The following is a 13088-nucleotide window of genomic DNA, read 5'->3' as shown; positions in this document are numbered from 1 at the left end:
TCCATGGCGCGCAACGAACATCTTCTGTCCGTAGGTAATGAGGCCCTGTCACCTATGACGTCGGCCATGACGTCCCTGACGGCTCAGATCGACCAATTGACGGAAGTGGCCGATGCGCGCTCTTCGGCGCGGCTGGCGACACTCAAAACGCGGATGGAGAACTTTACCGCGTCAGTGACGCTGGTCGGGCAGGTGAAGGCCGGTAAATCCTCGATCGTGAACATCCTTGCGGGCCGTCCAGCCCTGCTGCCGTCGGATGTGAACCCATGGACCTCGGTTGTCACCACCCTGAACATAAACACCCGTACGCAGGGCGGCACCAAGTCCAGGTTTACCTTCTTCGAGCAGGAGGAGTGGGACAATCTGATGGTTGGCGGCGGCCGGCTAGGCGAACTGGCCAACCGGGCTGGTGCGGACGACGAAATGGACGATATCCGGCGTCAGATCAATAAGATGAAGTCCAAGTCCGAAGCGCGGTTGGGAAAGCACTTCGACCTGATTCTCGGCCAGAGCCACCAGTACGACTATTTCGATGAGGAACTGATCCAGCGCTATGTGTGTCTGGGGGACGAAGACGACCCGGATATTAACCCAAAAACGGGGCGGTTCGCCGATGTCACCAAATCAGCGGAACTGTTCATGGATATTCCTCAATACCCGATCTCGCTGAAGCTCTGCGACACGCCCGGTGTGAACGATACTTTCATGGTGCGCGAACAGATCACCTTGCGCAGCTTGCGCGGATCCGAGGTCTGTATTGTGGTTCTCGCGGCCAGTCAGGCGCTGACCACCATGGATATGGCGCTGATGCGGATCATCGCCCAGTTCGAACACCGTCAGATCATCCTGTTCGTGAACCGGATCGACGAGCTGGCCGATCCCGTCAATCAGGTTCCGGAAATCCGCGACCGGATTCAAGACACGCTGAAACAGAACAACATCGACATAAACACCAGCGTTGTATTTGGAAGCGCTTTGTGGGCCGAGGCCGCACTGACTGGCAACCCCGACATCCTGACAGAAGAATCTCGACAGGCGTTGAACACGTTCTATCTGGCGGCCGGATTTGGCGATCAGGCACCTTCGCTTGACAAAATCTGGGCGTTGTCCGGTCTGCCTGACCTTCTGCTGGCCATGAATGAACGCATTGCCGAAGGCGCGGGCACCCGTCTGCTGGATCGTGTGCGCCACCGGGCCCGAAACATTGCCAGCCAGATTCGGGCCACGGCCGTCGCCAAGACACTGTCTGGTGACGAAGGAGTGGTTCGGGATCTGGACGGAGTATCGCCAGAAGACGCCATTTCCACCGTAGCCGCCGAATACGAAAAGAAGGTCGCTGACCTGACCACGTCGCTGCGCGACAAGGTGCTTGAACGGTTGGCCTCGGCTGAGGCAAATTTTGTCAAACGGGCGACGGATTCCCTGATTTCCCATCTGGAACAGAACGGCGAACAAGGCACCTGGCAGTATGATCCGGCCGGGCTGCGCACCCTGCAGAAGGCCGCCTATTTCAGCTTCGCCCGAACCATGCGCAAGGAAGCCGGAGCGCTTTACGCAACCGCCGCAACGGACGTGGAGGCGCTGTATCACAGTTTGCTGGGCAACCATTTGGGTGAATTCAAGATCGAAGCCCCGATTGTACCGCGCGTCCCGCCGCCATTGGGCATCGGGCGAACCATTGCGCTTGATTTGCAAAGCACCTGGTGGCGCCGCTGGTGGAAACGCCGCAAAGGATTCGAGGCTTATGCGGCGGATTACACCCGCCTGATCGCCTCCGAAGCGAACTCGATCACCAAGGATATCGAAGAAAACCAGATCGCAGCCGTTCTGGAAAACGTCAGGGCTACTCTGTCCGATTTCATGCGTGAACAGAATGAGACCCTGCTGAACATCTCGGCTACGGCGGAGCAGGATCCCGGACGCAACACCGCATTGATGGCAGGCATCCAACTGCAGAAATCGCGGGACGAAATCCTGGGTAGCATCCTTAAAGATCTAAGTAACGAGGCAGCATAAGTAGAGATATGACAAAAGACTCACAAAACCGCTTCGTGTCACCTAAGGCCTGGGAACGCATCGAGCAGTGGTCCCGCCGCAAGCCGGTCTTTGCGCTAATGGGGGAATTCAGCGCCGGGAAATCGACGCTGATGAATTTTCTCCTGCGCACGCAGGCACTGCCGACACAGGTCACGGCGACGCAATTGCCGCCCATCTGGTTCAGTTGGGGCAACAAACCTGCCTTCGTAAAACGGCATGATGGCAGCACGGAAAGTATCACGCTGGATCAGCTTGAAAGTGTTGGCGTGAATGATGCGCAGTTCATTCGCATCTATCTCGAGGCCGACATTCTGGAAGCTGTCGACCTGATCGATACCCCGGGCATTTCGGATCCCAAGATTTCGACCGATGTGTGGCGGCGCGCAATCGGTCAGGCCAATGGCGTTCTGTGGTGTACCCATGCAACGCAGGCCTGGCGCGAGACTGAACGCGCAACCTGGGTATCCCTGCCCGAGCGTTTGCAGAACAACTCCCTGTTGCTGGTCACCCGCGTCGATGCACTTGATGTCAAAGACCGCCAGAAAGTGCTGCGACGGGTCAATCGGGAAGCCGGACATCTGTTCAACAGGTCGATCCTGTTTTCTGCGCGCGATGCCATTACGGCACGGGACAAAACCGGTGATGCCGAGCTTTGGTCGCGCAGTGGTGGCGGCAAGATGGTCGACAGCTTTCTGGAGATCACTGAGCACATTATGGACAACCGGGCAGAACAGCTGTCCCGTTATCAGATCGACAAGACGCTTTCCAACGAACCCAGGGTTCAGCCGCTGCGTCCGTCGCGTAAGGCTGATGGCGAGGGGGACAAACGGCCCGAAAGTGAAGCGGTGCCCCTCCAGCTGATAAACCCCCTTGCCGACGAAAGCGACGAACCCAAGGTCGTCACCAGCTTTCCAGTGCGTCCTGCACGTGTGGAGCGGCAAGGCGAGGATTCGGAACGACCGAGAATTGACGCGGCTGAGGCCGAGCGACTGCGGGCTGAGATGGTGCCCGATACCGTAGACTCGAGCAAAGACGGCGTAGACGACGACGATTTACGGACCTTTTTCCGCAAAACGTCGGAGGGCCCGCTGGACCTGACGGCACTGGCCAGATCCACTTCGGATGAAGACGAGTTCGATCTGCTGGACGAAGACGAACTGGATGAAGAGGCTCGCGATCCCGCGATTGCAACCAGTGAACCCGAAGATTGGGACGAGTCTGAAACCCTGATCTCGGCGACTGAAGACAATCCAGCGGATGCGCCTGAAGTCTCGGTCGAGGACGAGGCTGAAAAAGAAGAGGGAATTGAGGTTTCGGTCTGGTCGATCACCGCTTTGCTGGCCCAGCAATCGGACAAGTCAGACCAGGAATACGAACCCGAGCCTGAAGACCTTAGCCCGGCCGAAGCCGAGATTCTGTCCATGCCGGGCGGAAATGCCGAAGCGCAAAGCCGCGATTCCGAGAACATAGATGCGATAGCTGGTCAGATGTCGGCGCCTAAGGAAAGCTCGCTCAGCGCATCCGCCATGTGGCGCGAGGTTGCGAAGGACGAAGACCTGCCGGAAGATGTCGAAGGCTTAAAGAACGTATTTACGGCGTTTCTGGCTGAGTTTGACAAGATCGCCATTGAGCACAACGAGCAGCAGACCAAAGAGGCGTTGCGCCCAATGGCAAAAACCAGTGAAAACAGCAGGGCGGAATGGCATGTGCTTTAGCCCCGGAAACATTGTCCTGACGGACAGTTTCGACAGAATTGCCAGGTGTTAGATGTCGATCGAAGCTGCGTTGACCACTGCAATGGAATCAATACCCGACTGCATCGCAGCCGGGTATATCGATATGGAAACCGGGATGTTGCTGGGGACAAAAGTCGCTGACCCGGAAGGTGGCGACGCATTGGACACACTTGCAGTTGCTGTCGCCAACCTGTTTCAGGGCCGGGGAGTACGGGCCTTTGAGCAGCTTCTGCGGCAGGCAGAACCAGTAACCCCAAACGGTTCCGGCTTTGGCGAGATTGCAGTGTTTTCCAATGATCGGCTCAATATTTTTCTGCGGACCCGGGAATATCCCGATCATGTTGTCTGCTACGTCTGTCACAACAGCGCGAATGTCGGGTTGGCGCTGGCGAAATCACATCTCAGTCTGGGCTCGGTGGCGGCTGCAGTCTAGTTGGACCTGAGGGGGTCAAGGCATGATGGATACTGACATACTTGACATGCTCGAAGACATCGGGCGGTCATCAGTTGCTCGGCTTTCTCCGGCTGTGACGCTGGCGGGTGACACGCCCGTAACACGTCGCGCTGAAGTATTGCGCGCCATTCGCCGCACCGTGTTGCCGCGCCGCCTGGAATTTACGGCCGCCAATGGGGATTGCCTTGCAATTGAGGTCAACAGTTCAAGGGTCACGGATGTCTTTCGCGTCCGGTCCGGTTTGGTGCCGGATTTTGAAACCGAACCGCGGGATGCGTTGACTGACAGGCTGGCCCATCTGGTGTCGGACATTGCCGCTGCCCCTGCCCCGCTGGAACTGACGTCATTGCAGCCGGATACCGCGCTGGAAGCAGATGATGTCGGGATAACCCTCAGCGAAATCCAGGTTGCCTGCCAGAGTATAGAGTTTCCAACCGAACCAATTGTTTCGATTGTGCCCAATGTCGAACCGGACCTGCAACCGCCCGTACCCCAATCGGATACGCTGGCGGCAAGATACTTTGACGCGGCCGACAAATTTGCGCTGGGACGCATTCTGGCGGAAAGCTCAGATGGGCGCGAATTGCAATCCGATGGTATTTGCGCACCCGGCCAAAGCGCTGGGCCAGATCAGGAACTTCTTGCACAATTTGCGAAGGATTTGAGCGGTTGGAACGCCGATCTGGCTATCGATTCCGAAAAGCCGCAACTAATTGTCATGCGTCCGTCCGGCGGTAAAGGAGCCGGCCTGGCGGTACTGCAGCATGGTGATCAATTCGCGGTCGCCTTGCATGAGGCGCGCAAGCTGGGTTCAGCGGTCAATCTGTGGACCACTCTGAAGGGAACAGAGGAATGACCGCGCCCAAAACAATCAAATTTTCGAATAATTCAATCCGTGAGTACGAGTAAACAGGTAAAATGTTATGAGTGAAAATAATCGTCGCGAGTTAATTCGCATCGCAGAAGACATGAATGAAGTGAGCAATGACGAAACCCGTCAGTTCATTTCGCGCATTGTCAGAGACCTTACAAATCTGAGGCCCTCCATCGCTTTTGTCGGTCAGATCAAGGCCGGTAAGTCTCGTCTGATCAATGGCTTCACCGGGCAGGCCGAGTTCCTTCCGTCGGATGTAAACCCGTGGACCACCGTAATCACCGATATGCATTTCGGGCATCCTTCGGGCCGGACGGACGGGGCCGAGTTTCATTTCTTCGACAATCGCCAATGGCAGGCGCTGATCGCCGAAGGTGAAGAATTGCGCAACATGTTCCCCGACGACGAGGACAGCTATAAGCGCGAGATGATCGAGGAACAGGTCGAGGCGATGAAAACCCGCGCCCGGCTGCGTCTGGGCGAAAGCTATGAACAACTGCTGGGTCAGCACCACGATCTGGAGCATCTCAATACGGACGATCTGGCGCGCTATGTCTGCGCCGGGGATGATCCAACCGATACTGAAACGCACGACCCCGGTTCTGACCGGGGCCTCTACAGTGACATTACCCGCAAGGCCGAAGTCTATTTTGACATCGGCCACTTTCCGTTCCCGCTGACCGTCACGGACACACCCGGTGTCAACGACCCGCTGCTGATCCGCGAGGAAATCTCGCGCCAGTATCTGAAGGAATCCGACTTTTTTGTTGTGGTTCTTTCGGCGCATCAGGCCCTGTCCCGGGCTGACCTGAAACTCTTCCGTTTGATGCAGGCGTTGGAGTTGGGCCAGATCGTCGTGTTTATCAACCGCGTGGACGAACTGGGCGGTGGTGCCGAAGATGCCACGAAAGTGCGTGCGGATGTTCGCGACGGACTTGAGAAAGCCCTTGGAAACTCGGATATCGACGTTTTGATGGGCAGTGCCCAATGGGCACATTATGCCCTCACCGGAGATGACACCGGGATCAATCACGATCACGTTCTTGCCTGGTTGCGAGCCCATCCCGAACAGATGAAGCAATATCTGAAAGGTGTTGAGGAGATCAAACAGGGGCCCGGTCCCATCAGTCGCGAAGGTGTCCTGCGCTTTGCGGCCATGATCGCCTCGGGCCTTCCGGATCTGCGCCGGCATGTGACCCGCGCCCTCACCGAGGGCCCCCGGAACGAACAGATGCGCATGGCGTGGCAGCACCTGAACAGTTTCGCCAAGGGCGAGGTTGAACGCTCTGGCGCGCATCTTCGCGCTTTGGAAGTCGATTCCGGCAAAGACACTTCAAGTGCGGATGAAAACGACAAGACGCTGGGCGATCTTCGCGCCTTGGTGGTCGAAAAAACCAGCGAAATCACAAATAATATGGACGACGTTCTGGCCAATCTGCGAGGTGTCATGGATGACACGGTGGCTGAATCCGTATCGGGCGTGGTGCGCGGACCGAACGGGCAATCGCCGCTGCTGATCAGGGGCGGCGATACCGAATTGAACTTTACCCCGCTGCGCGACCGGATGCGGGAACTGGTTCAGGGGGCGACGCAGGTCGTCCGTCAACGGATGCTGAGCGAACTTTACGCCATCGACATGCAATGCAACGCGGCACTGCGGACACTGGCAGGCTGGCATGATCCGGCTGACAACCGCATGAACACCAGTGCCGTGCGGTGGTACCGGCCGGACACAACCGCCCTGACACGCGGAATCACGGTAGAGTTGCGTGTGAACTGGCTCTCTCGCCTGATATCGCGTAATAGTGTGGTATCCAGGGCCGAACGAATGATCGTTCAGGAATTCGAGATGATCGGTGATGATCTGGTCGACACCGCGCGCGGGGATTTACTGGAACGTCTGAATACCGTTCTGGATCACTACATGGCTCTGTTGGCCGGACATCTTGAACATCGCGCCGGTAGCGGAGAGGCAAATGCGAGAACACAGGCGCAGACCGCATATGATCGCGCCCGGCGGATTGCCGATGAACTGGGTTCCGTATTCGGGCCGAATTTGGCGGAAAACACACAAGCAGAGGCTGCTGAATGATTGAATTTCCCGGAACCGAAAAGGAGGTGCGTCAGCTTGAGCTCTTTCTGACCGCGACGGAGGCATTGCCTTCCGATACGGCGCTGGACAAAATGCGCGAGCGTGCGCTGGCCCACGCCGAACGGTTGTCCAATGCTGTCAATATCGGTTTCGCGGGCGAGTTCGGGGCTGGCAAATCCAGTCTGGCCAACATGCTGGCCGGGGCCGACATACTGCCGACCGGGCCGCAACATCTGAAACTGCCCTTGGTGATTGTTGCCTATGCCGATACACCGGAAACCACCGTCGGGTGGTGGGATAAAGAGCCAAGGGTGTACTCTGGCATAGCGCTTGAGAAGGCGGCTGCGGACAATCCCGATTTCATCTCAGTCGGGCTGAATACACCTGCACTCAAGGAAATCTCACTGTTCGATCTGCCGGGGTCTGGTGCGCTTGACGATACGTACAAGCAAACGCTGGACCTTCTGAAGTTTGTCGACTGCGCGATCTGGTGCACAATCGGAACCAATGCCTGGCGCGAAACCGAACGTCATCTGTGGGCCCGGGTTCCGGAAGAACTGCGGGCAAACAGCCTGCTGGCCGTCACTCATACCGATCTGCCGCCGGTCCGCGATGCGCTGGATCGTGTTCTGGCTCGGTTGAACAAGGAAAAAGGTGACCTGTTCCGTACGGTTGTCCCAATCGGCACACCGATAGCGGTCAAGGCAATGGCGCAAGAGCCCGAGCCCGATTTCGACCTATGGGAAACATGCGGCGGGCGAAATTTAGCGGAACAGGTATTGCAAGTCGCATCCGACCGACGCCTGAAGGATCTGGAGGCCGCTCGCACCGACCTGCGGCAACAATTTCTGCCCTATCTGGAAAGCCTGCCCGGTGAGGAACCGGCGCCGGAGTCAGAAAGCGCCGATGCGTCGGCCATGCACACGGCGCTCGGGACCGCCCTGCCCCCATTGGACAACCCGATCCTGGAAGACTGGCTGGCCGCAATCACCAGCATCTACGAGGACCTGCGGGAATCGTCCAGTATCGAACCCGCAGCCTTCCTTCAAAGCTGCCAGGATATCGTCGAAGACTTCGCCGAACGTCTGGAACAGGGGGACGAAATCGACCCCGAGGCAGACTGGATACCGGGTGAGTTCGAAAAGGCCACTGACCTGCTGCTGTTGCTTCAGTTCGAAAGTGGCGATGCGCCGCTCAAGGACGCGATCAGCATCTTGGCGCAGCTGGGCGACAACCTGGCCTGGGCCGGAAGCAAGGTTTCCTCACCACAACCGAAAACCGGCACCTGACAATTTTCTCTTTAAAATTGATCTTGGATATCGCGAATCGAGCCCGGCAGAATCGGCCTTTTATTGTTTCTATTTCGTGGACCAAGAGCGTTTAGCGGACGATCAGTTCACACGCTTGACGAGCTGGAACACAACATATAGCTACAACACCCGCCTCTGTTACTGTATGTAGTTTTTGATCAAAAACGATCCTTAGTGAAGCCATCAGGTGGCCCCAATAAAGTCAAATTTGAAACGTCTAACCGTTCTCAAGTGTTCTGCGGTTGTTTCTGGTTGTGAGTTCGAGGGCCATTTGCCCGGTTGTCATTACGCCGCAAAGTTTAGAACGGGTGGAAAGAATGAGCCGCAACCAGGCAGTCGGTGCATCGCACGACGAACCGAAAATTGAAGGATTAGAACCGGGCGCAAAGCTGTTGCGCGGTCAGTATGAAATCCTTCGCTATCTCAGCAACGGCGGATTTGGGATCACCTATCTGGCGCGCGACAGCCTGGAGCGCGATGTGGTGATCAAGGAATGCTATCCCGGTGCCCTTTGCCGCCGGAATGGCGATCTGGTGGAACCCAACGACCCTTCATATCAGGAAGATCTGCGCGCGATCATCGACCTGTTCATTCAGGAAGCCCGCAACCACGCTCGGCTTGTCCACCCCAATATCGTCGATGTGCATCAGGTGTTCGAAGACAATGACACCGCGTATATCGCCATGGACCTGATCCGGGGTTGCGACCTGCTGGACTACGTCGAGAACCCGGAAAACGATGGCGGGCCCGACTTTATCGTTCAGGTCACCGAAAAAATGCTGTCGGCCGTGTCCTTCATTCACCAAAGCGGCATGTTGCATCGTGACATCTCGCCCGACAACATTCTTATCGACGAAAACGGCGATCCTGTTCTGATCGATTTTGGTGCGGCCCGGGAACAGGCAGCACATCAGAGCGCGGCTCTTCTGACGCTTCGCGTGATCAAGGACGGCTATTCCCCCCACGAATTCTATGTGCGCGGGGCCGAGCAAGGCCCAAGCAGCGACCTGTATGTTCTTGCGGCGACCCTGTACCACGCGATCAGCGGCGAACGCCCCATAGATGGCCAGACCCGCCTGAACGCCTTCAACAGCAGCCAGGATGACCCCTACACTCCGTTGGCCGGTCAATTTGAAGGTTATCCCGAGGGATTTCTGGAAGCGATTGACAAGGCGATGGAAGTTCACGCCACGGACCGGTTGCAAAACGCGCTGGAGTGGTTGCGGATGTTCCGTGGTCCGAGCGTGATGTTCGACAGCTTTGCCTATCGCCCTGTGTCGGTCATCGTCGGCATGGACCGCAAAGATGACGAGGAAGAAAAAGCCCGCATCAAGGCCGAAAGCGAAAATGCTGAGGCGGTGGTTACCGCCCTGCTCGCGGGCAACCAGGACATCGTCATCGGCAATGACGATGACAAAGATCTGGCCAAATTCGCGCCCAAGGCCGACGAGCCGGTTGCGGTAGACACCGTTGTACAAAACCGGTCAGGCGGCAGCGGCAAAATGATTGCCGGCCTTGCCGTAGTCGCAGCACTTGCGGCAGGTGGTTACATCTTTATGGAGAGCAACAAAGGCACCGATATCTCCAGCACCACGGAAATAGCCACACCTGCGGCCGAAACGGCGGAACCTGCGGTAATTGCCGCGGAACCCGCCGAAGAAAAGACCGAAGTTGCAGCCGCCCCAGTCGAAGAACCCCCAGAGGTTGCGGCGCCGGTCAGTGCAGACACCACCGCAGTCGAGACCCTTCAGACCGAAACGGAAACAGCAGTTGTCACACCTGCCGAACCCGTCACCATACAGGAAGAAGACCCCCAGGAGCAGCCTGTCGAGCAGACACAGGCCAAACCGGCGGCCCTGAACGAGGCCGAAGCAAAGACCGCCGAGGGAACAGCGGAAACAGAAACACCCGCGGCCCCGGCGGCACCGGTTAACCTCGCTGAAACGCAAGTTGCATTCGCTCATTGGGACGTAGAAATTCCTTTTGCGACCGCCAAACGCCGCGCCTCAACCGGTAACGTGATCGCCGTTACCGAGGTTGATCCGTCGCTTGACATGGGCGTCATCGGTGAATGGGTCCAACGCGGTGCCGCGATTTTCACACTGAATGGCAATCCAGTGCGCTCGGATGTGACGTTTGCCGCCCAAGTTCTGGATGACCTAAAGGTCGATCCGGACGGCTATATCCGGGTATCTGCACGCTATCGCCCATTGGGCAAGACCCGCGCTCAGAACGGATTGCTGGCGTTGCCTGCTCATCGCAAGCTCGGGCTGGAGAATGGGTTTGCCTTTGATATCCGTCACAACGGTGACGGCTGGCAGACGGTTGTCACCAGTGCCCCTGCAGGTAAAGCAGGCGGCCTTCGGCAAGGGGATGTTCTGCGGAATGAAACGCATACCGGTCTGGCCATTGACGGCCCGGAAAGCCTGGATGCTGTACTGGCCGATCTGGTCTCGGAAAATCAGCCCCAGGCACGGCTGACTGTGTTGCGCAACGGTGCGGACACGTCTGCCACCATGCCTTTGGCGAGGGAGTGATCGGACAGTTTGAAATGTGATCTGCCAGTGTGTGTTTGCTGAGGGTCGCGGGTCAAACCCGCAACCCTGACGGGAACCGGCCCGTCGCGGAAAGTTAAGTTAGTTCTCTGGTTTCTCAAATCGTAGGTGCCGCTGCGCATGTTGCGCGGAGGTGAGTAGCAGCCGCGCGGGACAGTCGTCCTGTGCCCAAAGTCAAAGGTGTCGACACCATGTTCAAATATAAAAGCCCTCTCAGCCGGCTTCTCGAAGGTGCCGGCAAAGCAAGAGAAACCGAAACCGAAGACGTTGCCGCCCCGGCGGAAGAAAGCCCGGAAAACAAGCAGCCGATCGCGGACTTCAACGCACTGCGCGCAGCGTTGGGCGGTGGAAACCTCTCGGCCGAAAGCTACGAAGAAGCCGACGAACTGATCCCTGAAGAAAAAATGCCAGACTTCGCTGAAGGCGAAACTGAAGTGGACTCCTCGGATGACGAAGCGCAGGTCGAAGTAGAAGACGCGGTAGCAGAACCGGAAGCCCCACAGCCCGAAGAGACACAGGATGATCAAGTTGTAACTCTGCACTTGACGACTGAAGTTACCAAAGTTGAGGCGGTTGAAGAAACCCCTGAGGCCGACGAAGCCGCAGTTGAAGTAATCGAAGACCCTGAAGAGCCGGAAACTCAGCCGGAACCGGAAGCCGTGCAGTCACACGAACCTCAAGTGATGCAGGTCGCCGAACCGGAAATCGTCCAGGTGCCTGAAACGGAAGTTGCACAGGCCCCGGAGGTCGAGGAAACCCCGGCAGCGCCCGTTGCCGCCGATGATCGCCGCAGCCGCGTGAAGACAACCTTCCTGGGGTTTGAGCGTGCCGACACACATGTGCAGGATCTGATGGAAACGGCCGAACCGGTCGCCAAATCCGAAGCTGCACAGGAGACCTTTCCTGTTGGCTGGCTGGTTGTCACATCCGGCCCAGGTCGTGGTGCGTGCATCACGCTGACTGAAGGCCTGATGCAGATCGGCCGCAATGACGATCAGGCCATTCAGCTGGACTTCGGCGACACAGGTATTTCGCGCAGCAACCACGCCGTGATCGCCTATGACCCCGAAGATCGCAAATGCTACCTGGGGCACGGCGGCAAGGCCAATCTTGTGCGCCTGAACGGCAAGCCGGTGCTCAGCACTGTGGCTCTGTCCAGCGGCGACCTGATCCGGATCAGCGAAACTTCGATCCGTTTCGCTGCTTTCTGTGATGACGGCTTTGACTGGCGGGATTCCTGATAGATGCTGGCGACCCCGGCATATGATATTGCACTGATCCTGGATCAGGGTCAGCGCGACACGCAGGAAGATGCGATTGCATCGCGCATGTTTGACGCGTGCAACGCAGGTTACGTGATCGTGGCCGACGGAATGGGCGGTCACGCTGCAGGTGAAATAGCTTCGGAGTTGGTGATCGCCGCCTGGCGCGGGGCACTGGACGCCGAGCTTGAGGCGGACACTCCAAGCGAAGCTGACCTGATCGACGCCCTGCCTCTGGCCGCCATGCAGGCCAATGCCGCTATCGCCAACCACAGCGAAGAACAGGGCGACGGATTCAACATGGGCTCGACCCTGCTTGGTCTTCTGCTGCTGGGCCAACGCGCGTTCTGGATTTCGATCGGTGACAGTCCGCTTTATTTGTTCCGGAATGGCCAGCTGACCCAGATAAATGAAGATCACTCGATGGCGCCCGTGATTGACGCACAAGCTGCCGAAGGTGCTCTGACCCTGGCCGAAGCGCAGGCTCACCCTGACCGCAATCAACTGACTTCGGTGGTCATGGGCGCCGCTATTCCCAAAGTCGATTGCCCTGAACAGCCTTTGAAGCTGGAAGCCGCTGATATCCTGATATTGGGCAGCGATGGGCTGCAATACCTCAACGACGCGGAAATTCGGTCCATCGTGACCGACAATGCGCAGGCCTTGGCACAGGATCTGGCGGATGCGTTGCTTCGCGCCCTGCAAGCCAAAAACGACCCCGATCAGGACAACGTATCAATCGCCGTGGTGAAACCGGCAATACCCTAA

Annotated in this window: 9 protein-coding genes; all 9 read left to right on the top strand. The window is 57.6% G+C overall.

The window, feature by feature from the left end:
- Nucleotides 1-3 precede the first annotated feature (3 nt).
- The 9 genes from ACR0MI_RS17385 (at nt 4) to ACR0MI_RS17345 (ending at nt 13088) form a co-directional block, all read left to right on the top strand.
- Complete coding sequence (locus ACR0MI_RS17385) at nt 4-2016, top strand: dynamin family protein (RefSeq protein WP_480855017.1); 2013 nt, start codon at nt 4-6, stop codon at nt 2014-2016.
- A gap of 35 nt (nt 2017-2051) precedes the next feature.
- Nucleotides 2052-3752 carry a dynamin family protein gene (locus ACR0MI_RS17380; RefSeq protein ID WP_480855015.1) on the top strand — a complete coding sequence of 567 codons (1701 nt, stop codon included), beginning with the start codon at nt 2052-2054 and terminating at the stop codon, nt 3750-3752.
- Nucleotides 3753-3804: 52 nt separating this feature from the next.
- Nucleotides 3805-4206, top strand: coding sequence for a hypothetical protein (locus ACR0MI_RS17375; protein ID WP_170611158.1), 402 nt, complete (start codon nt 3805-3807; stop codon nt 4204-4206).
- 22 nt (nt 4207-4228) lie between these two features.
- Nucleotides 4229-5083: a hypothetical protein gene (locus ACR0MI_RS17370; RefSeq protein ID WP_170611161.1), complete on the top strand. Its 855-nt coding sequence runs from the start codon at nt 4229-4231 to the stop codon at nt 5081-5083.
- A 67-nt stretch (nt 5084-5150) separates the two neighbouring features.
- Nucleotides 5151-7193 (top strand): dynamin family protein, encoded by a 2043-nt coding sequence (locus tag ACR0MI_RS17365; protein ID WP_170611163.1) that lies wholly within the window; start codon nt 5151-5153, stop codon nt 7191-7193.
- The gene (locus ACR0MI_RS17360) at nt 7190-8482 is read left to right on the top strand and encodes a dynamin family protein (RefSeq protein WP_170816904.1); all 1293 of its coding nucleotides are present in this window, start codon (nt 7190-7192) and stop codon (nt 8480-8482) included. The genes ACR0MI_RS17365 and ACR0MI_RS17360 overlap by 4 nt, the downstream gene beginning before the upstream one ends.
- Before the next feature lie 338 nt (nt 8483-8820).
- Nucleotides 8821-11040, top strand: a complete 2220-nt coding sequence (locus ACR0MI_RS17355; protein WP_170611168.1) for a serine/threonine protein kinase — start codon at nt 8821-8823, stop codon at nt 11038-11040.
- 209 nt (nt 11041-11249) lie between these two features.
- On the top strand, nt 11250-12299 hold the full coding sequence (locus ACR0MI_RS17350; protein ID WP_170611171.1) for an FHA domain-containing protein: 1050 nt from the start codon (nt 11250-11252) through the stop codon (nt 12297-12299).
- Between the two features lie 3 nt (nt 12300-12302).
- Nucleotides 12303-13088 (top strand): PP2C family protein-serine/threonine phosphatase, encoded by a 786-nt coding sequence (locus ACR0MI_RS17345; protein ID WP_170611173.1) that lies wholly within the window; start codon nt 12303-12305, stop codon nt 13086-13088.

This window comes from Ruegeria sp. D4 (assembly GCF_056534475.1).
Note: the sequence above shows the minus strand (reverse complement) of the source record. Positions and strands in the feature narration are given on the sequence as shown.